Genomic DNA, 19,087 nt, shown 5'->3' on the forward strand with positions numbered 1-19,087 from the left:
TCCTCATCAGAGGTAGCACTCCTGTCTCTGGGGTCCGAGGATGCCCCTATGAAGGTGCCGATCGGTCGCCCGAGTCTGCGGCCTTACCTGCCCTACCAGCAGCGCCCTGCAGCTCATCGTGAGGGGCTGAGCGCCCACTTCCTGGGCACTAGCTCAGTGCTGCTGTCGGACGGGCAGACCTCCGTGCTCAGCGACGGGTTCGTCACCCGCCCGGGGATGCTGCGAGTGGGCATGGGCAAGATCGCACCGGACCCCGTACTGGTCCGTGCCGCCATCGAGCGGCTGCGGGTGGACACCCTCGCCGCTGTGGTCTGCACGCATTCCCACTACGACCACGCCCTCGACGCACCGGTGTGGGCGCTGGAGACCGGCGCCGAACTGGTCGGGTCGGAGTCGACCGCCAACATCGGGCGCGGCTTGGGGGTCCCCGAGTCGTCCCTGCGGGTGGTCGGCGACGGTGACACCGCCACGTACGGCAGCTTCACGCTGACCTTCCTGGACTCCGTGCACAGCGCGGGCGACCACTACCCCGGGACAGTCGACCAACCCTTGCTCCCGTCGGCCCGCGCCGGTGCCTGGAAGACCGGCACCACCTACTCCGTGCTCGTCACCCACCCCCGTGGCCGCATGCTGCTGCAAGCCAGCGCCAACTACCGGCCCGGCGCGCTGCGCGGTCACCACGCCGACGTCATCTACCTGGGCGTGGGCATGCTGGGCAAGCAGCCCGCCGAGTTCCTTCACACCTACTGGGACGAGGTCGTGGCCGCGACCGGGGCCAGGCGGGTCATCCTGGTGCACTGGGACGACTTCTTCTCCGGCCTGGACCGGCCACTGCGCCCCATGCCCTACCTGCTCGACGACCTCGACACCACCATGAGCCGACTGCTGCCCCTGGCCCGCCATGACGGCGTCGACGTCGTCCTGCCCGTCTCCTGGCAACCCAGCGCCCCCCTCACCGGTCTCGCCTGAACTGGGCCACGTAAACCCCCTGGAATCGGCACAGCATGTCGATCACCCCGCCAACGACGCGAGACGAGCCACTGGAAAGGGTCCTGTCTGCAGTTCCGTGAATGCCGAAGTCACTTCGTGGGCCGTCTGGTTCGCTACTGGCGGCTGATCGCACGTGAGATGCCGGCGGCGACGGTCGTAGCCAGGATCCACCCGGCAGCGGTCAGCGCGTAGGCGAGCCATTGCCCAGTGTCTCGTGGTGCGAAGGCAGCTTCCTGTCCGAAGGCGGTAATCGGGACGAGCAGGTCGAGGGTGTAGAAGACGGCGTTGAAGGGCGGCGCCTTCTCCGCTTCGAGGGGCGCGGGGGGATGCGCTCCGAAGAAGAGGGCGCCGCAGGCGAGCAGAGCCATGAGCCAGAGGCCGGCGCGGAGTGGCCGGTAGCCGTAGCCGACGGTTGCGTCCTGGATGTAACCCCAGACGCGGGTATGAAGGGGGAGCATGGCACGGCGATGGCGTTGCTTGGCGAGGAGCACCGTGCGTGCTTCGTCCTCGTGTCCGAGCCGTCGGTAGGCGGCTGCGAGCTGCTCGTACGGCTGCGGGAGGTAGCCGTCGGTGCTGCGCCGGAGCCAGTCGAGCCGTTCGGTGGCTGCCAGGGGGGAGGCGAGGGCGTCGTAGGTGGTCTCGGCCAGCCGGAGGTCGCCGGGCCAGGTGTCCGGGGTGTCGTACAGGGTGCCCAGCTGGGCGTTGCTTGCGTCGACGATGCCGTCGATCGGCTGCTGGGTGCGCAGATCGGTCTCCCGGGCCTGGGCCAGCCGTAGGGACAGGGCGATGCCGCCGGGGTTCCTCAGCGTGGCGTCGCGGAAGCTGAGCTGCGTACCGATGCGGCTGCCGTCGAGCTTGATGCCGCCGTCGACGGTGAGGCCCTGGCCGAGGTCGAAGTTGCGGGCCACGCTGACGTCGACGGCCTCCAGCGCGACGTCGCCGGCGTTGTTCAGCCGGGCGCCGCAGAAGCCGATGGCCGCCGAGACCGTTGCACCGGAGAGGATGATCCGTCCCTCGGCGCTGAAGCCCGGGTGGAAGGTGAAGCCCTCCGTGATCTGGGCGTGGTAGGCGTCCAGGGCGTGGCCGCCCGGGTTGCTCAGGGAAGCGCCCTCCAGGTCGAACTCGCCGGAGATGGCGGCGCCGGAGAGGCGGAAGGCTCCCTGGACGGCCATGTGTGTGCACAGCACGTCGCCGCCCGCGATGAGGCGGGCTGCGGATATCGCCTCGGCCCCGGGCGCGGTGATCACGGTGTTGCGGAGGTCCAGGTCGCTGTGGATTTGGGCGCGGGTGAGTACGAGGGGTCCGGTCAGGTGGCAGCGGGTCAGGACTAGCCGGCCGTCGATCTGGGCGGTGTCGGCGGCGAGACCTGGCAGGGCGCAACCGGTGAGGGTCAGCTCGCGGATCCTGGCGCCCTGGAGCGAGGGCACTTCGTCGAAGCGGCACTCGTCCAGGACGATCGGCACGGGAATCTCGGCGAATCGCAGATTCAGCCTGCCCGTGATGCAGGCACCGGTCAGGCGCATTGCCGGGCGGTCACCCGGGGCGGGATCGCTGCTGGCACCCAGCAGCAGCGCCGTTATGACCTCGGCCCGTACTCCGGGTTCCGCCGCTGACGAGCCGTCGCGGACGTCGACGGCGCCGCCCTGGGCGAAGGTGTTCCACAACTGACGTTCAACAGCGTTGAGTTCGTCGATACGCATGATCGACGATCTTCCCGGTGCGGGTCGGCCCAGGACAAGACCCGGCGAAGCCCTGCCAACTCGGACGAGGCAGCCAGGGGCTTGCCGGTGCGAGGCAGGACCCTTCACGAACTGCGGACAGAACCAATTTCAACGAGCCCTATCAATATGCCGGATAGCTCACCCTGGTGGAGCCCGCCGTCGACGATGGGCTATTCACAGACGTCCGGCCTGCGGCAACGGCCACAGAGGCTCCTCCCCGACGCCAAGGGGCGGAGCCTCCGCGCGTTGGAAGGGCAATCCGCTGCGCGGAGGTTCGAGTCCCCTTTACGAGGCGCGACCACTCTTGATGCCTTTCGATCCTGGCCAACTGGGACGCGGTCAGGACGCGGTCAGGACACAAGGACAGGAACAGACCGACAAAGACGAAGCAGCACCGGCACGGCTCGCCCCATCTGGCCTGCGAAAAGGTCGTGGACTGACGTAGATCGACAAGGGCCGCCAAGATCCCCAAAGGACTCATAATCCGTCGGCCGTGGGTTCGAGTCCCACCCGCCCCACTCAGTACTACGCGTGGAGAGCCCGTCTGACCTGCGGTTTTGTCGGGTCACGCTTTGGCTGTATCTGGTCGCGTCCTGACTTTTTGGCGGCCGGTGCGCGCCAGGGGACATGGCAGGGGACAACCTGCGCCCGATATGCGCCCGTCTGTCGGCGCGGTGGTTGCGCCCGAATCGGCCGTCTGCCGCCCTCGAGGAATAGCCCTTACTGAAACGGCCCTGTGTGGGCGCCAGCTGGGGTGGCCAGCGGTCTAAAACTGACGGACGTTATTGACAGGTGGGTCTCTCGTATCTAGGAGACCTGCATGACTGAACGCGAGCTTGGAAGGCGCCCGGCATCGGCTCTCGGTGCTGTGACACGTCGAGGAGGTGAGCGGCAGTGTGGCCGCCACCTGCCGGGCATAGCTGCGGCCGAGCTGGACGCGCTGTCCGGCCACCAGGAAGCCGCCGACTCTGCTGACCGTCCGCTCGGCAATCTGCCTGGCGGGCGACGGCAGGCTCGGGGGCCCCTATGTGTTTGGTCAAGGAAATCGGGTCTGCGTCGTGAGGGTGTGGGGGCAGGATGGCGGGGTGGCTGATCTGCTGTGGGATGACGTCAAGTGCTTCTTCGACCCTGACCTGATGGGGTCGCTGCCGGACGTGCTCGTTCCTTGGACCTCGGTGGAGGACTGGCAGGCGGTCCTCGATCTCGTCGGCGCGAGTGCCTGGAAGTGCCAGTACTCCGAAGGCGAGGCGGTGCTTCCGGTGCCTCGGGCGGAGGCAGTGCTGTCCCGCCCGGCTGACGCCGGGTGCCCGCAGCTGCGGGTCTGGCCGACTCCGGATGTGTTGGCGATCTTCCGCTTCGCGTCGGTGGAGGAGATCGACTTCGATGTTGATCTGCGGGAACTCCAGGGCCAGGAGCGACTCGACGTGTTCTGCGGCTTCCTGAGGGCGATCGGGCGGCGGCTGGGCAAGCCGGTGCTGATGGATTCCGAGGGCGGCGAGCACAGTCATCCAGTACTCGGGTTCGATGTTGAGACCGATCAGGTGGTCCTGTTGGCGGAGCCGCTGGTCAGGTGACCCCTGCTGGTGGCTGCGGGTTGTAGAAGGTGCCGTCGCGGCGCATTGCGAAGAGGACGTCGGCCCGGCGTCGGGCGAGGCAGAGCAAGGCCGCGATGCGCGTATGGGGGGCGGGCTTCGCCCACATGAGGTGGATGTGCGGTGTGCCGCACGCAGTGCTGGCAACTGGCGAATGTGCAGGGATGGGTGGGCGCTTGACGCCGCCCCTCCTCTTACATCACCATTCCACTACTCAATTAGTGAAAGGTGGGTGCAGCACGTGGTCGAGTTCCGTATCGACCGGCGCAGCGGCGTCGCCACCTATCTCCAGATCGTCCAGCAGACCAAACAGGCACTCCGCCTGGGCCTGCTGGAACCTGGCGACCGCCTGCCCACGGCCCGCGAGGTCGTCGAAGCCACCGCGATCAACCCGAACACCGTGCTCAAGGCCTACCGCGAACTGGAACGCGAGGGCCTGGTCGAAGCCCGCCGCGGGCTCGGCACCTTCATCACGGGCAGGCTTGGCGGCGGTGGGCAGGCGGACCGGGCAACCCTTCGCGACGAGCTCACCCAGTGGGTGGCACGGGCCCGCACAGTCGGACTGGAGCAGGACGACATCACCGCGCTCTTCAGCTCTGTGGTCGACAAGCACGACAGGGCAGGGCATGACAGCCCAGCGCACGACAAGGGGGAAGGCGCATGACAGCAGCAGCCATAGAGGCAAGAGGCCTCGTCAAGGCTTACGGCAGGTGGCGCAACCCCGCCCTGCGCGACTGTTCGTTCCGCGTGCCCACCGGACGGGTCTGCGCCCTGGTCGGCCCCAACGGTGCCGGCAAGTCGACCTTCCTCGCGCTCGCGGCCGGGCTGCAGCGCCCCAGCGAAGGCGTACTGCGCGTCCTCGGCGCCGACCCCGCGTCCGTACGCGAGAAGTTCGCGTACGTCGCCCAGGACAAGCCGCTCTACCCGCAGCTGACCATCGGCGCCACGCTGCGCCTTGGCCATGAGCTCAATCCGGGCCGCTGGGACACGGCAGTCGCCGAACGTGTCATCGCGGACGGCAATCTGGACCCCGGCACCCGCGTCCGATCCCTCTCGGGCGGCCAGCGCACCCGCGTCGCCCTCGCGCTCGCTCTTGGCAAGCGCCCCGAACTGATGCTGCTGGACGAGCCGATGGCGGACCTCGACCCTCTCGCCCGCCACCAACTGATGGGCATCCTGCTGGCCGAGGCAGCCGAGCAGGGAACCACCGTCGTGATCTCCTCGCACATCCTCACCGAGCTGGAGACGACCTGCGACTACGTCCTCCTCATCGACGACGGCTGCATCCGCCTCGCCGGTGAGACGGAGGACCTGCTCTACGCCCACACCCTGCTCACAGGCCCGGTCGCCGACCTCACCCCGCACACGGTCGTTGAATCCCGCACGACAGGACGTCAGCTCACCGCGCTGGTACGGCCGGAGGGCACCCTGCACGAGAGGTGGCAGACGACGGAGCCATCCCTGGAGGAACTGCTCATGGCCCACCTCCGCAGCCCCGGAGCCCCGGCACTGCTCACCCCGAGCGCGGAGGTGGAAGCAGCATGAATGCCCTCAGTGCCCTCACCCCTCGCAGCCTGACCTGGGCGGTCCTGCGTCTGCACCGCAGCGCGCTGCTGGTCGCAGCCGGCTTCCTCGCCGCCGGTGCCGCCTGCCTGCTGTTGCTGCGCGCCGTGGGCCTGGAGGCTGCACAGGCAACCGGACCCTGTGGATCATCCGACACGGACCTGCCGCCCTGCCAGGACTTCACCGGCACCGCCGTCTTCGAGTACAGCGGCAACATGAGCCTGGCCGCCACGATGATCGCCTGGCTGCCGTTCGCCGTCGCCGTGTACGCGGGCGGTGTTCTAATCGGCCGCGAGCTGGAGCGCGGCACCGCTGCCCTGTCCTGGACCCAGTCCGTCACCCCGGCGCGCTGGCTCGCCGCGAAACTCCTGCTCCCCGCCCTACTGATCACCACCGGCATGGCAGTGCTGTCCCTGCTGTACCGCTGGGCCCGGCACGCCGGCGCGACGGCAGTCGGTGACGAGTGGTACATGAACGACGTTTTCCTGGCACTCGGCCCGGCGGGCCTCGCCTACTGTCTGCTCGCCCTGGCCGCCGGGGCGCTGGCAGGGGTACTGCTGCGGCGCGCCCTGCCCGCCGGAGGTCTCGCCCTCGCCGTCACCGGGCTCGTGATGTGGCTCTGCGACCGCTGGCGGGACCAGCTGTGGCCGCGCGTGGACCTGGCCTCGAGCGGCCCCCGCCCCGAGGTCGCGAGGAGCGTCTGGCAGCTGGACAACGGCGTGGTGACTTCCACGGACCGGCGCATCCAGGACCTGATGTGCTGGGGCCCTGCCGGCCGGGCACGGGCCGAGTGCCGGGCGGGGGGCGAGGTCCGAGAGTGGTACGCCGTCTTCCACCCCTCCTCGCACTTCTGGCCCATCCAGCTCGTCGAGACCGGTATCGTCCTCGCCCTCACCGTGGTGCTGACCGTCGCGGCGTTCGCGGTGCTGCGCCGCCGCCACGCCTGACATTCGCGCAACACCCGCGCCCAGGGAGCAAACGGTGATCGAGGGGACGTACAGGGGACGCGGGGCGTCGGTGGTGGAGCCGCGACCCCGTCTCGTGCGCCTGCCCGTTCTTGGTGTGTTCCGGCGGGGTGCTGTGTGGGCGTCTTGAGGTGCCGGAGAGCAAGATCGTCTTCGCCGGGCTACTTGCCTCCGCATCGGTACGCAAGAGGGAGCAGACGAGAGGGCTGGGCCTGAAGCGGCCCGAACGGAAACGGCCCGAACTGAAAACGGTCCGGCTGGCCGTCGCTGACGCGCCACCCCTCTATCGCTCAGATCTTGGTGGCAGACTCTCATCGCGGGGTTGCCCCGGCGATTGGCTGGAGGCCTACAGGCAACAGCCCGAATTGACAACGGCTCAGAAGGGTCGAAGCTGCCCGGATGTCGCGCAAAGGATTCCGGGACGTTGCCGCGAAGACGGGCGTCCGTGGCCGCTCGCCGGATCAGTGGTGCAGGGGCTGGAAGCGGCGCAGCCGCAGGCTGTTGGAGACGACGAAGACGGACGAGGAAGCCACGGCGGCTCCGGCGATCATCGGGTTGAGCATTCCGAGGGCGGCCAGTGGCAGCGCAGCTACGTTGTAGGCGAATGCCCAGAACAGGTTGGCCCTGATCGTACGACGGGTGCGGCGAGCCAGCCGAATCGCGTCGGCTGCGGCTCGCAAGTCGCCGCGCTCGTCGGGCTCATCCTCGGCGTACACAACTTCAGCCAGCATGTTCCTGGTCGGCGGAACAATGGCCGACCGGCTCGGCTACAAGCCGATGATCATCGCGGGGCTTGTGCTGCGCATCGTCGGCTTCGCGACCCTTGGGCTCGTCGACTCCGTACCCGCCCTGCTCGCAGCGTCGGCCGCGACAGGCTTGGCCGGGGCCCTGTTCAATCCGGCCTCCCGCGCCTACCTGGCGGCGGACGCCGGGGAGCGCCGAGTCGAAGCGTTCGCGCTGTTCAACGTCTTCTACCAGGCGGGCATCCTGCTGGGCCCGCTGGTGGGCATGGTGCTGACCGGCGTCGACTTCCGCGTCACCTGCCTGGTTGCGGCCGGCATCTTCGCTCTGCTGAGCATCGTTCAGATCCGTGCCCTGCCTGCCCGTCGCGGCAACGACGCGCAGGACACCAAGGGAACCGGCCAGTGGGAGAGCGTGCTGTCCCAGTGGCGCGGCATCGTAGCCAACCGGCCGTTCCTGCTGTTCTCGGTAGCCATGATCGGCTTCTACGTCATGCAGTTCCAGGTCTATCTCGCCCTGCCGCTGGAGGTTCGGCGGCTCGGCGGAGACGGCGGACCACCGAACCCACGACACAACCGCGGCCCGGCCTCGTCATCCGCGACTGCAATCAGCCTCAGCCGGTGCTTCCTCCAGAGAACCATTCATTTCACCAATGATTTCGCGATGCAGTGCTTGGACAAGAGGAACACGGGGGCTCCGACCTCACGGCTGCGCTAGCTTCGGCAAGGTGAGGATTTCGGCTCCGTCGTTGGTGATAGCGATCGTGTGCTCACTGTGTGCTGTGCGGCAGCCTGTCGCACTTCGGAGCGTCCACCCGTCGGCATCAGTGACGAGTTCAGCGGTGTCCGCCATGATCCACGGTTCCAGGGCCAGCAGCAGCCCAGGGCGCAGTTTGTATCCACGGCCAGGCCGTCCGGTGTTCGCAACGTGCGGGTCCTGGTGCATAGTTGAGCCGATGCCATGACCTCCGAACTCAGTGTTGATCGGGTACCCCGCCTCGCCGAGGACCGTGCCGATGGCATGGGAGATGTCGCCGATGCGAGCCCCGGGCCCGGCAGCGGCGATCCCTGCGGCCAGCGCGCGTTCGGTTGCACTGATCATCGCGACGCTCTCCGGGGGCTTGGCGTCGCCCACGATGAAACTGATGGCAGCGTCTGCAGCGACTCCGCCTTTGGAGACGGCGAGGTCGAGTGTCAGCAGATCGCCGTCGGCAAGCGTGTAGTCGTACGGCCGTCCGTGGAGCACGGCGTCGTTGACGGCCGTGCAGATGTAGTGGCCGAACGGGCCGCGTCCGAAGGATGGCTCGTAGTCGACGTAGCAGGACTGCGCGCCAGCCTCGACGATCATGGTCTCGGCCCACCGGTCGATGTCCAGAAGGTTCGTGCCGATCGAGCTACGGCTCTTCAGCGTCTGCAGGATGTCAGCGACCAGGGCGCCTGTGTGTTTTGCTCGGGCCAGGAGGGTGTGGTTCAGGATCTCGATCATGCGGCGCCCTTCTCGCGCAACCAATAACTATACCGGCCAAACTATACCGGTATTAGAATCGGAGCCATGGTCAGGTTTCCGCTCACTCCTGCAGAGGTCGAACGCGGACAGCGCCTCGGCGCCCTTCTGCGTCGGGTCAGGGGAGAACGCTCGATGCTCGATACCGCGCTCGACGCACGTGTCTCACCGGAGACCCTCCGGAAGATCGAGTCGGGCCGCGTGGCTACCCCTGCCTTCCCGACCATCGCGGCGATCGCCGATGTCCTCTGCCTCTCCCTCGATGCGGTGTGGGCCGAGATCAGCCAGCCCGAACGTGGCGTTAGACCGATCAACTCTGGTCACAACGCACGTGAGCAGTTGACCTCGTAAGTCTCAATCCCGCAGCTGCGTTGGAGGCGCGCGCCGACGGCTGACACCGCCGGTTCGGCGGGCACGGGCAAACCCCAACGCTGGCCACCGTCGGTGCACTCACCCAGACGCCGCGAGGGTCCTCCAGTCAGCGGAAGACATTGCGCCCTCCGATGTCCGATCCGGGCGGGCCGCGTCGAGGAGGTGCTGAGTCGGGAGGCCACGAGGGTGGAGTCGCCGCTGGCCGCATCGTCGAGTGCCCGCTGGGCCTGCCGGGGGCGGGGTGCCGGGCCGCCACGGCTGCCCCGAGCCTCGGTCGTCCGGGGTCGGCGCCCGTAGCCGAAAGTCGGGGCACCTTCGTGAACCGGCCGGTGTGGTAGCTGCCGGCGTCCGCGCCGCCGCGCGAGCGGCACGGCGAGCCCGGTTCGGCCGCGCACCGCGGGCACGGGTGGGGCTCGACGTCGTCCACGTCGGACGGGGAGGGGCCTTGAGGGTCCGTCATGGGCCCGGGTCTTCGCAGAATCAAGTCTCAGAGGGGGGGGGTGTGACCCGCGTTTGAGTGAGAACGAGTTGTGCGAACCGATCGAGGGTCCAGCAGGGGCTGCCGAGCCCTTAAGTGATCTTGCTCGGGCAAGGGACCGTTTATGAGAATCGGGGCAGGGGGCCGCGCTGCGCCATCCCGGAGAAACGGGACCAGGCCGCCGCCCACTGGAAGACGATCGTGCGCCTCGCCTTTCCCGGCAGGCGCTGACAGGCGCATACCGACACGCGTCAAGGTGGCGTTAGGCGGGCTGCGGGGCGGGCGTTGCCGGAGCGGCCGCGACCTTGCGGGTCTCGCGCATTATCAGCAGGCCGTTGACCACCATCAGTGTCGCGGTCAGGCAGTGGACGCCGAGCGCGGTGGCCACGGAGCCGTGGTGGGCCAGCACGGTGGTCATGTCGCCGTACGCGGCGAGGGCCTCCACCAGCAGCACCCAGCCCAGCGCCCGGCGGTGGGCCGTCACCAGCAGGATGCCCAGGACCAGGGCCAAGACGACGTCGCGGATTCCCTTGATGATCAGGAAGCCGTCGCCGTCGCCGGACGGCCAGCTCGGCAGGCCGAAGCCCGGCGCCGTCGTCTCCGGGCTCAGGATGAACTCCGTCCCGAACCAGAGGATGAAGAGGATGAAGGCGGCGGCCAGGACGGTGTTGATCTTCTTCAGCGACATTGTTCTTCTCCTTGCGAGTCTTCGCCAGCTTGGTGAGCTTCGTGGAGCTTGCTGAGTCGTGTGGGGCCTGATCAGGCCGCGCGGACGCGGCTGATCGAGGGGCGTAGCTTGTCGGGATCGCCGTTGTGGGATCTGAGCGGCAGCTGCATTCCCGAATGTCGGGATTCCGGTGGCCACCTGCCGCCCGGGGAGTGGGGATTGTGCGCCACCGGCGCGGGGGCGGCCCGCGGGGTCAGAAATCCGAAGCCCTGTCGGGCTCACCCCGACGGGGCGAAAGCTGTCGACATACAGGGGCGAACCAGTGCATGTCGGGGCGGCTTTGGTATCAGACGAGGGCGGCGACCAGCAGGGTGAAGGCGCTGATGATGACGGCGACGCGGACGTAGTGGAAGCGGTCCCAGCGGTTCATCTGCTCCTTCCAGTCCTCGGGCCGGTTCTCCGGGGTCCACGTCTTGCCCCGGTTGTTGATCGGGACGAGCAGCAGGATCGACATGATCACGCTGACGATCAGCAGCGCGCCGGCGGTGACGACGAGGCCGGTGCCGTGGTGGTGCCATCCCGCGACAGCCCAGACCGCGACGAGGACGAGTGAGCCGATGTACCAGAACGGCATCACGGCGCCGAGCATCCGGCCCCCGTGGGAGTGGGCCAGCTGGTTACTGTCCTCCGGGAGGGCGTTGAAGATCGGGTTCATGACGAAGGCGACGGAGAACTCCACCCCCACCATCAGGCCGACGGTCACGATGGTGATTACCTCGAGTGCGCTGAGCATGTTGCCCCTCCCGGGATCTAGCACTGCTAGCCGATGTGGGCAACGCTAGTACTACTGCCGCTTGCTTGTCTAGCGGTGCTAGGATTCGAGTTATGTCGGTACAGGAACGCAAGGCACGCGAACGGGCGGTCCGCGAGCGCCTCATCGTGGCGACGGCCCGCGAACTCGCCGAGCAGCAGGGCTGGGACGCGGTCACCACCCGCCGGCTCGCCGAGCGCATCGAATACAGCCAGCCCGTCCTCTACAGCCACTTCCGCGGCAAACGGGAGATCATCGGCGCCGTCGCCCTCCAGGGCGCCGCCGAGATGGCCGTCGCGGTACGGGCCGCGACCTCCAGCGCGAACAGCCCGCGCGAGCGGGTCACCGCCCTCGCCCGCGCCTACCTCGACTTCGCCGAGCGCAACCCGGCGGTCTACGACGCCTTGTTCCAGCTCGACGGCGGCCTGGCGTACGCGCAGGAGGACACCCCGGAGCCGCTGAAGGACGCCTTCGCCGCGCTGATGGAGAGCCTGGGCGAAGTGGCCGGGGACGGCGTCCACCCGGGGCTGTTCACCGAGGTGTTCTGGGCGTCCCTGCACGGCCTGGCGACCCTGACCCGGACGGGACGGCTGCTGCCGGAGGACGCCGCACAGAGGGTGGAGCTGCTGGTGGACCGGCTCGCCGTGCTCTGACACACCGTCCCGGCGGGCACGCAGCCGGGCCCTCGGGCCCCCGCCGCTGCCTGCCTGCGGCAACGCGTCCGGTCACTTGCGTCCGCACGGCGCAGCCGCAGATCGCCGGGCCCCGTACCCCAGGCGGGCACCCGCCCCGGAAGCTGCGATGCCCATTGATCGCGAACCGATACTCGCCCTAACGCCGCGTCATTCGCCGGTGCCCTCGTCGTCCTCGTCGAGATGGACGGTCGCCGGGTCACTCAGTGGGCGCAGGCCCTCGCGTGGCGGGCGGGCGGCGAAGCTGTAGCGGCACAGACAGTTGAGGTTGGCGTGCTTCAGCGGGGAGACCCGGGCCACGTCCTCGTCCAAGACGTCATGCTCCCGCTCCTCGGGCGGCAGGGCCCGCAGGTGGTCGACGGCGGCGTCGAGGTAGCGGGTCGTCCAGAGCGTGGCGGCATTGAGGACCAGGCCGAGCGCCTCGAGTTGGTCCTCCTGCCCCGTCCTGTACGCCTGCATGATCTGTCCGCGCCTGCCATGGTAGATGTCGCGGGCGAGCTTGTGACGGGACTCCTGGACAGTGAGCTGCCGGTTCATCTGTCGGCGGTAGGTGTCGTCGACCGGGTCGACGACCCGGAGCAGGTGCAGCGTCTTGGCGATCCGCCCGTACTCGGCGAGAGGTTGACCGGTCACGAAGGTGAGCAGATCGCAGAAGCCGTCCCGGCAGGTGTCCGTGGATGAGCAGATCCAGGTCGCGTTGCGGTGTTGAAAGGCGAGCTCTCGCTGGCCGAGGCGGCGCGGCGACATGGTGTCTCCTCGGCGACGGTGGGGAACTGGCGGGACCGGTTCGTCGACGCGGGCAAGGCAGGCATGGACCGGTCGCTACCCGGCCCGGACGGCGGTCAGTCGCAGACAGAGCGGCGGCTCCGCATCACCGAGTGCAAAGAGCTCAAGCTCGCCCTGGCGGAGGCGACGGTGCAGCTGCGGATCTGGCGGAAGGGCTCGGAGTACATCGACTCCGTCCCTTCGCCGACCTCGAGGCCCTAAGCGCGACACATCACGTGTCGGTGTCGAGGTTCGCAGCACTGGCCGGGATCCCGGAACGCACCTACTGGCGGCGGCTCGCCCGGCACCGCGCCGGCGACCCAGCCAAAGACCCATGGCCGGCGCCGAAGGCCGACGCGGTCGAGGCGACCGCAGCCAAGTACGCAGCGGACTGGCCGGCCTGGGGGCACCGCAAGATCGCCGCGATGATGCGCGCCGACGGCTGCGAGGTGTCCACCTCGACCGTGGAACGGGCGCTGCGCCGCCGCGGGCTGCTGCTGCCGTCCGGCGGCGCCGACGCGCTTGCCTGCCTGCGCCGCGCCTTCGTCGAGGCGGAACGGGTCCTCGACCTCGACGACCTCCGCGCCGACCGCGGCGAGATGGACGTCGTCGACGCCGACGACTACGTCATTGGTCAGACGGCGGCGCCGATCGCGGTGGTCACCGACAACGGCCCATGCTTCCGCGACGGCACCTTCGCCGACGCGTTCACCGGCGACGACCCGCTGCTCCGACACGTCCGTACCAGGGTGAGGAGCCCGCAGACCAACGGCGTAGTCGAACGGTTCTTCGACACCCTGAACTACGAACCGCGCGATCATCGGCGACGGCAATGCCCTCGCCGTCGAGATCAACCAGTTCCGCCACACCTACAACACCCTCCGCCCCCACCAGGCACTCGACGACCGGACGCCGCGACAGGCGTACCTCACCAGCCGGGAGAGCCAGTAACCACCGGTCCGGTCGTCCGTTAGGGGATCCCTATCCGGACGGATCGTCTGCGGTGAAGAACAGGATCGATCCGGCAGGGACGTCACGATCGCCTCGGAACACAGCGCCACGAGATCCTTGGGTGGCCCGAAGCCCGCGCTGATCCGCCGTCGGGCACTCAGCGCCTGGTCTCGTACCTGATCAGCATCACGCCGTCGGGAAACGTCCGGGTCTCCACCAGGCTCAGGTTCACCCAGTTGTCCAGGGCTGTGAAGAACGGCGTGCCGCCGCCCACCAGGACCGGATGGGTGACGATCGCGTACTCGTCGATCAGCCCGGCCCGCATGGCCGCCGCGGCGAGTGTGGCACCGCCGATGTCCATGGGGCCGCCGTCGTCGGCCTTGAGCCTGGTGATCTCGGTGACCGCGTCGCCGGTGGCCAGACGGGTGTTCCAGTCGACCGTGCTGGTCGTAGAGGAGAACACCACCTTCGGCATGTCCCGCCAGCGGCCGGCGAATTCGATCGCCGCCGGTGTGGCACCCGGCTGCTTGTCGGCGGTCGGCCAGTGGGAGCTCATCGTCTCCCACAGCTTGCGCCCGTACAGCGCCAGGCCCGTCGCGTCCACCCGGTCGGACCACCACTGGAACAGCTCGTCGCTCGGCACGCTCCAGCCGAGGTCGTCGCCGGGCGCGGCGATGTAGCCGTCCAGGCTCATGTTCATGCCGAAGGTCAGTTTCCGCATGGCGTCAGCCTCCCGTGAGTCGGTATTCGGCGTACAGACCAGCACGGCGCGCAAAACTCATCAGTCAGGCCACACCGAGGGCCAGTTGACCACCACGCCAAGCAGATGCTCCGTACGGAAAGGAAACCTCCGACGTACCGGCGGGGACGAGACGAGCCCGCCGCCACCGCTGTGATCTGCGCTGTTGCAGATACCCCGTACGGAGAAAATCTCACTAACCGGAGGCTAAACATCCACGTACTGAGCCCAGCAATACCAAGATCAAACCCTGCCAACTCCTCGACGCATGACACGCATGGGGAGACACGCTGGGAGTTGTGACGGTCAGCTTTAGTTGGCCTCACGTCCCTATCGATCTTCTGACCTGCCGACGCCGATCTGCGTGGCGTAGTTGGTGCCGAGACCCGCTGTCCGGCGCCTCATCGACCATTCGGTCGTAGGCGGCCAGTGCGAGCGGTACTGGCGTTCACTGACTGGGTAATGCACTGCTGGCCCCAACGCCGGACTTGGCGCGCCTGTGGAGGCGGGGCCTGCACGCGAAGAGGAGTTGGCTATGCATGCAAGCAAGGGTGACCGCCTCGTGATGCACGGCCGTGTCGTCGGCAAGGAGGACCATGTCGTGGAGATCATCGAGGTGCTGGGGCCCGACGGAACGCCGCCCTACCGTGTGCGCGCAGAGAACGGACACGAGTCGATCATGAGCCCCGGTCCAGACTCTGTGGTCGACCACCGCAAGGCCGGGACCTGACCTGAGACAGCAGGAAGGTTCCATAAGGCGCGCTACATAGTCACTCAACTGAGCAGAGTGGCGAACTGTGATTGAGCGCAGGACCACGACCTGCAGTTCCGCTAGGCGCAGCGGCAAAGGCGAGCGGCGGAGAGTTGGCCGAGTCGCCAGCGCAGAAGGTGCCGGCAGTGGATCTCATGGCCGCTCTGGAGGCGAGCGTACGAGCGGCGCGAGCCGAGCGCGGCGAGTGAAGCATCGTGTTCGGTCGTGGCGCTATACGCCCGTGAGCTGGCTACCAGCGCCGCGTCTGCTCCGGATACTCCTTGGTTTCCGTCGGCTGCCCACCTCAGCAAAGCGCGGCACAAGATCAGTTGGCTCGGTTCACGAAAAGCGGATTCTGGCTCTCTTCTGTGGATCGCACACGCTGTGTGACAGAACCCGGCCGTTGACCCTGAGGGCCACCGTGTGTCAGGACCGCCTCGGTACGGACTCCACTGCGACCGGTCCCGCCCGCTGCCGAGGGCGGGTGGTCCGTCCCAGCAGGCCGCAGCGTAGAGTCCCGGCCGTTCACTACTGGGGAGGGTCATACATGCTGGTCAAGCGGCGCTTTGGGGGCGCGGTGGTCGCAGTTGCCCTCGGGCTGTCCGTCGCAGCGTGTGGGACACGTACGGGCCATGCGGATGTCGCTGACATGCCGGAGTCGCTGGCCGCGGACGGGACGAGTATCGTCGTCGGCGATGCGGCCGCGCACCGCACCGTCCGGCTCTACGAGGATCCTCGCTGTCCCGCCTGCGAGGAGTTCGAGACGACGGGCGCCGGGCCCGAACTGCAAAAGCTGACCCTGTCGGGGACGGTGCAAGTCCGCTACACGCTCGCCTCCTTCCTCGACGGCAAGCTGGGCGGCAACGGCTCGAAGAAGGCCGTGAACGCGCTGCGCGCCGCGCTGGAAGAGGGCAAGTTCGTCGAGTACCACCAGGTTCTCTACGCGAATCAGCCCGAAGAGGCGGTCGACGGCTTCACAGACGAAGTCCTCCTCAAACTGGCGTCCCGTGTTGAAGGCCTGCGCGGCACTGACTTCGACTCTGCGGTCAGGACGATGAAATACCAGGCGTTCGTCGACGCCTCCGAGCGCGTCTTCCAGAACTCCATAGCCGACGGTACGCCGACCATGGTGATCGACGGCGTACCGCTGCCGGAGTTGCAGGCAGGCATGATCCTGTTCGGCGAGGGCTACCTCACCCGCTACATCAAGGAGTCCGCGGGCTAGGGCCTGTCGTTTGGATCATCCCGGCGGCGCGGGGTGGCCAAGAGGTACCGCACCTCACAGCCGGGCTGCTCCAAACGACGGCCCTAGTGCTGCGCCGCGGGAGTTCCGCCGATGAGTTTCCGGCGGTTGTGCCGTCTACCCGTCGACGAAGGGAGCGCACCATGCGCAAGATCATCGTTTGCACGTTCCTGACGCTGGACGGCGTCATGCAGGCGCCGGGCGGTCCGGACGAGGACGCTGAGAGCGGCTTCGAGCACGGCGGCTGGCAGAAACCGGTGGCCGACGACGAGGTCGGCACGGCCATCGCCGGTTGGTACGAGCACTCCGACGCGATGCTGCTCGGCCGCAAGACGTACGAGATCTTCGCGTCGTACTGGCCGACCGCCGATCCCGACAACCCGTTCACCAATCGGATGAACAGCATGCACAAGTACGTGGCGTCTCGGACCCTGACGTCCGTCGAGTGGCAGAACTCCACGCTGCTGGAGGGCGACATCGTCGATGCCGTACGCAAGCTGAAGGCGTCCGACGGCGGCAACATCAACGTCGTCGGCAGCGGCGACCTCGCCCAGACCCTCATGCAGCACGGCCTCGTCGACGAGTACCGGCTGACCATCCATCCGGTGATCATCGGTACCGGCAAGCGGCTGTTCGCCGACGGAGCGATCCCCACTGCGCTGGAGCCGGTCAGCGTCTCGACGACGAAGGGCGGCACCATCGTCGGCGTCTACCAGCCGAACGGTAAGCCCAGCTACGACAGCTACTAAGAGGGTGTCTCACGTGGCAAGTTTCGCGAGCTTCTTGTAGCAGGTCAGGGCGGCGGCCATGGCCAGTCCTCGGCTCTGCCAGTCGTTGCGGACCACGTACGGGATCTTGAGACCACGAGCAGCCCATGGCAGGCTCATGCCGCATGATCGATGAATTCGCGAAAGACAACCTGCACGGGAGACTGCGGCGGGACCGCAAGGCGCTGCTCTGGAAACTCGACGGCTTGTCCGAATACGACGCCCGCCGACCTTTGACAGCGACCGGGACCAACCTCCTCGGCCTGGTCAAACACGTGGCCACCGTCGAGGCCAGGTACTTCGGCGAGGTCTTCGACCGCCCTTCCCCGGAACCGCTGCCCCGGTGGCAGGACTCCAACGGCAGCGATCTGTGGGCGACCGAGGACGAGACCCGCGATCAGATCATCGGGTTCTACCGGCGCACGTGGGAACACTCGGACGCGACGATCAACGAGCTTCCCCTCGACGCCCCCGGCCACGTGCCGTGGTGGCCGGAGCCTTATGCCGACACGAACCTGTTCGCCATCATGGTCCATGTCCTCGGCGAGTCCATCCGGCATGCCGGGCATGCCGATATCCTGCGCGAGGGCCTCGACGGCCGGACCGGGTTGCGCGCCGAACACGAGAAGCAGATCGACGAGGAAGCCCGTGCAGCCTACTGCGCGAAGATCGAGCAGGCCGCCAGGTCGGCCGCACCAATCAAGGCTTAGAGGTTCTCACGTGACTTGATGTTCGTTCACCATGATGCCGGTCGTGGGTGCTGATCTATCGAAGCGTCTGGTTCCTGATGAACTCTGGGAGCTGGCCGCCCCGTTGCTGCCGTCCTTCGCTGCTCGTCCGCAAGGTGGTGGGACCGCTCCGTGTGACGAGCGGGCCGTGTTCACGGCAGTGGTGTACGCGCTGACCGGCGGCTGTGCCTGGCGGCACCTGCCGCCGACGTTCGGCACGTCGCCCGCCACCGCGCATCGCCGCTTCACCGTATGGACCGAGGCCGGCCCGTGGCGTCGGCTGCACCGGGCGGTGCTGGACACACAGCGCCTTCCTCGGCCGCTCGGTGGCCACCCAACGGCCCCTCGACGCAGCCAGTTGCAAAGCGTGATTGAGAGCCGCAAGCAATAACGCCGCTGAATCCGCTGCTCACGGCTTTGGAGCGTAGTGCAGCTCCTGTTGCTCGGGACGGCGGGGTCTGTTGCCCGCTCAGCTGGCGCTGGTGCGGCGTTGACGGGAATCTCACCGACCGGCAGGCCACTGAGGCCGAGCCTGCCGTCTGGACTGGAAGTACTGCCTGGGCCTGGAGCTGGCCGATCCGGGCCAAGCCCGCCGCAGGCGCGACGGGACCCAGCCCTGCCCAACAAACGCATCATTCCGGCCGAACTCGCCTATTCGTCGAGCAAGGTGGTAGGGCCGGGTTCGCTTGTGGGTGATCCCGGCCGCCGCGAGCGTTTCGTGCCAGAGGCCGGACTTGTGGCAGGAGCTGTTGTCGGTCAGGACCCGTTCGACGGTGATCCCGCATGAGGTGAAGAACGCCTGAGCGCGCTGCCAGAAGGCGATGGCGGTGTGCTGGCGTTCGACGGCCAGGATCTCGCTGTAGGCCAGGCGGGAGTGGTCGTCGACAGCGGAGTGGATGTAGCTGTAGCCGATGACCGGATGGCAGCTCCTGCGCTGGTCGGTGGTGGCGAGTTTGTTGTCCGTCGCGCTGCGGCGGTCCATGACCCGGTGGCCGCCGCCGTCGGGGATGTTGTTCTTCCGCCCGTGCGACGGACCGTGGGAAACGGC

General features: G+C 67.9%; 21 protein-coding genes and 5 pseudogenes. 16 read left to right on the forward strand and 10 right to left on the reverse strand.

Annotation, left to right across the window (positions count from 1 at the left end):
- The first annotated feature begins 48 nt into the window (after positions 1-48).
- Positions 49-969 (forward strand): MBL fold metallo-hydrolase, encoded by a 921-nt coding sequence (locus OG905_RS27475; RefSeq protein WP_328677977.1) that lies wholly within the window; start codon positions 49-51, stop codon positions 967-969.
- Positions 970-1,103: 134 nt separating this feature from the next.
- Here OG905_RS27475 and OG905_RS27480 read toward each other — a convergent pair whose 3' ends face one another.
- The gene (locus OG905_RS27480; protein ID WP_328677978.1) at positions 1,104-2,690 is read right to left on the reverse strand and encodes an oxidoreductase; all 1,587 of its coding nucleotides are present in this window, start codon (positions 2,688-2,690) and stop codon (positions 1,104-1,106) included.
- Positions 2,691-3,796: 1,106 nt separating this feature from the next.
- Between OG905_RS27480 and OG905_RS27485 the strand changes: the two genes are divergently transcribed.
- The 4 genes from OG905_RS27485 (at position 3,797) to OG905_RS27500 (ending at position 6,813) form a co-directional block, all read left to right on the forward strand.
- Positions 3,797-4,285, forward strand: a complete 489-nt coding sequence (locus OG905_RS27485; protein WP_328677979.1) for a hypothetical protein — start codon at positions 3,797-3,799, stop codon at positions 4,283-4,285.
- Positions 4,286-4,544: 259 nt separating this feature from the next.
- A complete protein-coding gene (locus tag OG905_RS27490) occupies positions 4,545-4,967 on the forward strand; it encodes a GntR family transcriptional regulator (protein WP_328677980.1) in 423 nt (140 codons plus the stop codon).
- On the forward strand, positions 4,964-5,848 hold the full coding sequence (locus OG905_RS27495; protein ID WP_328677981.1) for an ABC transporter ATP-binding protein: 885 nt from the start codon (positions 4,964-4,966) through the stop codon (positions 5,846-5,848). Before OG905_RS27490 ends, OG905_RS27495 begins: the two co-directional genes overlap by 4 nt.
- Positions 5,845-6,813: a hypothetical protein gene (locus tag OG905_RS27500; protein WP_328677983.1), complete on the forward strand. Its 969-nt coding sequence runs from the start codon at positions 5,845-5,847 to the stop codon at positions 6,811-6,813. Before OG905_RS27495 ends, OG905_RS27500 begins: the two co-directional genes overlap by 4 nt.
- Positions 6,814-7,292: 479 nt before the next feature.
- Here the strand turns inward: OG905_RS27500 and OG905_RS27505 are convergent.
- A pseudogene (locus OG905_RS27505) lies at positions 7,293-7,520 on the reverse strand (hypothetical protein); the annotation flags it as partial.
- Here OG905_RS27505 and OG905_RS27510 point away from each other — a divergent pair.
- Positions 7,521-8,124 (forward strand): annotated as a pseudogene (locus OG905_RS27510) (MFS transporter); the annotation flags it as partial. It abuts the pseudogene before it with no gap.
- A 150-nt stretch (positions 8,125-8,274) separates the two neighbouring features.
- Here the strand turns inward: OG905_RS27510 and map are convergent.
- The gene (gene map, locus OG905_RS27515; protein ID WP_328677985.1) at positions 8,275-9,057 is read right to left on the reverse strand and encodes a type I methionyl aminopeptidase; all 783 of its coding nucleotides are present in this window, start codon (positions 9,055-9,057) and stop codon (positions 8,275-8,277) included.
- A gap of 66 nt (positions 9,058-9,123) precedes the next feature.
- On the opposite strand from map, the gene OG905_RS27520 reads away from it, so the two are divergent.
- Entirely contained in the window at positions 9,124-9,426 is a 303-nt protein-coding gene (locus OG905_RS27520) for a helix-turn-helix domain-containing protein (protein ID WP_328677987.1), read from the forward strand.
- Positions 9,427-9,553: 127 nt separating this feature from the next.
- On the opposite strand, the gene OG905_RS39200 is transcribed toward OG905_RS27520, so the two are convergent.
- The 3 genes from OG905_RS39200 to OG905_RS27530 all read right to left on the reverse strand — a co-directional run bounded on the left by OG905_RS39200 (position 9,554) and on the right by OG905_RS27530 (position 11,385).
- Complete coding sequence (locus OG905_RS39200) at positions 9,554-9,907, reverse strand: zinc finger domain-containing protein (RefSeq protein WP_443043998.1); 354 nt, start codon at positions 9,905-9,907, stop codon at positions 9,554-9,556.
- Between the two features lie 280 nt (positions 9,908-10,187).
- The gene (locus tag OG905_RS27525; protein WP_328677989.1) at positions 10,188-10,613 is read right to left on the reverse strand and encodes a DUF4267 domain-containing protein; all 426 of its coding nucleotides are present in this window, start codon (positions 10,611-10,613) and stop codon (positions 10,188-10,190) included.
- A gap of 325 nt (positions 10,614-10,938) precedes the next feature.
- The gene (locus tag OG905_RS27530) at positions 10,939-11,385 is read right to left on the reverse strand and encodes a DUF1772 domain-containing protein (protein ID WP_328677991.1); all 447 of its coding nucleotides are present in this window, start codon (positions 11,383-11,385) and stop codon (positions 10,939-10,941) included.
- Between the two features lie 92 nt (positions 11,386-11,477).
- On the opposite strand from OG905_RS27530, the gene OG905_RS27535 reads away from it, so the two are divergent.
- Positions 11,478-12,056 (forward strand): TetR/AcrR family transcriptional regulator, encoded by a 579-nt coding sequence (locus tag OG905_RS27535; RefSeq protein WP_328677993.1) that lies wholly within the window; start codon positions 11,478-11,480, stop codon positions 12,054-12,056.
- Between the two features lie 189 nt (positions 12,057-12,245).
- Here OG905_RS27535 and OG905_RS27540 read toward each other — a convergent pair.
- A pseudogene (locus OG905_RS27540) lies at positions 12,246-12,722 on the reverse strand (Tn3 family transposase); the annotation flags it as partial.
- Between the two features lie 75 nt (positions 12,723-12,797).
- Here OG905_RS27540 and OG905_RS39205 point away from each other — a divergent pair.
- The 3 genes and pseudogenes from OG905_RS39205 to OG905_RS39210 all read left to right on the forward strand — a co-directional run.
- Positions 12,798-12,857, forward strand: a pseudogene (locus tag OG905_RS39205) (hypothetical protein); the annotation flags it as partial.
- 3 nt (positions 12,858-12,860) lie between these two features.
- Positions 12,861-13,082, forward strand: coding sequence for a hypothetical protein (locus OG905_RS27545; RefSeq protein WP_328677995.1), 222 nt, complete (start codon positions 12,861-12,863; stop codon positions 13,080-13,082).
- 20 nt (positions 13,083-13,102) lie between these two features.
- The gene (locus OG905_RS39210; protein WP_443043999.1) at positions 13,103-13,834 is read left to right on the forward strand and encodes a hypothetical protein; all 732 of its coding nucleotides are present in this window, start codon (positions 13,103-13,105) and stop codon (positions 13,832-13,834) included.
- Between the two features lie 134 nt (positions 13,835-13,968).
- On the opposite strand, the gene OG905_RS27555 is transcribed toward OG905_RS39210, so the two are convergent.
- Entirely contained in the window at positions 13,969-14,532 is a 564-nt protein-coding gene (locus tag OG905_RS27555) for a dihydrofolate reductase family protein (protein WP_328677998.1), read from the reverse strand.
- Positions 14,533-15,085: 553 nt separating this feature from the next.
- Here OG905_RS27555 and OG905_RS27560 point away from each other — a divergent pair.
- The 3 genes from OG905_RS27560 (at position 15,086) to OG905_RS27570 (ending at position 17,293) form a co-directional block, all read left to right on the forward strand.
- Positions 15,086-15,280 carry a DUF1918 domain-containing protein gene (locus tag OG905_RS27560; protein WP_328678000.1) on the forward strand — a complete coding sequence of 65 codons (195 nt, stop codon included), beginning with the start codon at positions 15,086-15,088 and terminating at the stop codon, positions 15,278-15,280.
- A gap of 568 nt (positions 15,281-15,848) precedes the next feature.
- Positions 15,849-16,526, forward strand: a complete 678-nt coding sequence (locus tag OG905_RS27565) for a DsbA family protein (protein WP_328678002.1) — start codon at positions 15,849-15,851, stop codon at positions 16,524-16,526.
- Between the two features lie 161 nt (positions 16,527-16,687).
- On the forward strand, positions 16,688-17,293 hold the full coding sequence (locus OG905_RS27570; protein ID WP_328678005.1) for a dihydrofolate reductase family protein: 606 nt from the start codon (positions 16,688-16,690) through the stop codon (positions 17,291-17,293).
- 9 nt (positions 17,294-17,302) lie between these two features.
- Here OG905_RS27570 and OG905_RS27575 read toward each other — a convergent pair whose 3' ends face one another.
- Positions 17,303-17,431, reverse strand: a complete 129-nt coding sequence (locus OG905_RS27575; protein WP_257548903.1) for a hypothetical protein — start codon at positions 17,429-17,431, stop codon at positions 17,303-17,305.
- A gap of 5 nt (positions 17,432-17,436) precedes the next feature.
- Here OG905_RS27575 and OG905_RS27580 point away from each other — a divergent pair, with 5 nt between their 5' ends.
- Both OG905_RS27580 and OG905_RS27585 read left to right on the forward strand, forming a co-directional pair.
- Positions 17,437-18,021 (forward strand): DinB family protein, encoded by a 585-nt coding sequence (locus tag OG905_RS27580; RefSeq protein ID WP_089014494.1) that lies wholly within the window; start codon positions 17,437-17,439, stop codon positions 18,019-18,021.
- Between the two features lie 43 nt (positions 18,022-18,064).
- Positions 18,065-18,430, forward strand: a complete 366-nt coding sequence (locus tag OG905_RS27585; RefSeq protein WP_328678032.1) for a transposase — start codon at positions 18,065-18,067, stop codon at positions 18,428-18,430.
- A gap of 279 nt (positions 18,431-18,709) precedes the next feature.
- Here OG905_RS27585 and OG905_RS27590 read toward each other — a convergent pair.
- Positions 18,710-19,051 (reverse strand): annotated as a pseudogene (locus OG905_RS27590) (DDE-type integrase/transposase/recombinase); the annotation flags it as partial.
- Positions 19,052-19,087 lie beyond the last annotated feature (36 nt).

The sequence above is a fragment of the Streptomyces sp. NBC_00322 genome (genome assembly GCF_036147535.1).
Lineage (GTDB): Bacteria > Actinomycetota > Actinomycetes > Streptomycetales > Streptomycetaceae > Streptomyces.

What these genes read in the sequence shown, in the direction of transcription:
- OG905_RS27570 (WP_328678005.1), top strand. Translation starts at nt 16,688, where the DNA reads ATGCGCAAGATCATCGTTTGCACGTTCCTGACGCTGGACGGCGTCATG.
- OG905_RS27565 (WP_328678002.1), top strand. Translation starts at nt 15,849, where the DNA reads ATGCTGGTCAAGCGGCGCTTTGGGGGCGCGGTGGTCGCAGTTGCCCTC.
- OG905_RS27535 (WP_328677993.1), top strand. Translation starts at nt 11,478, where the DNA reads ATGTCGGTACAGGAACGCAAGGCACGCGAACGGGCGGTCCGCGAGCGC.
- OG905_RS27475 (WP_328677977.1), top strand. Translation starts at nt 49, where the DNA reads ATGAAGGTGCCGATCGGTCGCCCGAGTCTGCGGCCTTACCTGCCCTAC.
- OG905_RS27530 (WP_328677991.1), bottom strand. Translation starts at nt 11,385, where the DNA reads ATGCTCAGCGCACTCGAGGTAATCACCATCGTGACCGTCGGCCTGATG.
- OG905_RS27560 (WP_328678000.1), top strand. Translation starts at nt 15,086, where the DNA reads ATGCATGCAAGCAAGGGTGACCGCCTCGTGATGCACGGCCGTGTCGTC.
- OG905_RS27480 (WP_328677978.1), bottom strand. Translation starts at nt 2,690, where the DNA reads ATGCGTATCGACGAACTCAACGCTGTTGAACGTCAGTTGTGGAACACC.
- OG905_RS27580 (WP_089014494.1), top strand. Translation starts at nt 17,437, where the DNA reads ATGATCGATGAATTCGCGAAAGACAACCTGCACGGGAGACTGCGGCGG.
- OG905_RS27555 (WP_328677998.1), bottom strand. Translation starts at nt 14,532, where the DNA reads ATGCGGAAACTGACCTTCGGCATGAACATGAGCCTGGACGGCTACATC.
- OG905_RS27525 (WP_328677989.1), bottom strand. Translation starts at nt 10,613, where the DNA reads ATGTCGCTGAAGAAGATCAACACCGTCCTGGCCGCCGCCTTCATCCTC.
- map (WP_328677985.1), bottom strand. Translation starts at nt 9,057, where the DNA reads ATGATCGAGATCCTGAACCACACCCTCCTGGCCCGAGCAAAACACACA.
- OG905_RS27495 (WP_328677981.1), top strand. Translation starts at nt 4,964, where the DNA reads ATGACAGCAGCAGCCATAGAGGCAAGAGGCCTCGTCAAGGCTTACGGC.
- OG905_RS27575 (WP_257548903.1), bottom strand. Translation starts at nt 17,431, where the DNA reads ATGAGCCTGCCATGGGCTGCTCGTGGTCTCAAGATCCCGTACGTGGTC.
- OG905_RS27500 (WP_328677983.1), top strand. Translation starts at nt 5,845, where the DNA reads ATGAATGCCCTCAGTGCCCTCACCCCTCGCAGCCTGACCTGGGCGGTC.
- OG905_RS39200 (WP_443043998.1), bottom strand. Translation starts at nt 9,907, where the DNA reads ATGACGGACCCTCAAGGCCCCTCCCCGTCCGACGTGGACGACGTCGAG.
- OG905_RS27520 (WP_328677987.1), top strand. Translation starts at nt 9,124, where the DNA reads ATGGTCAGGTTTCCGCTCACTCCTGCAGAGGTCGAACGCGGACAGCGC.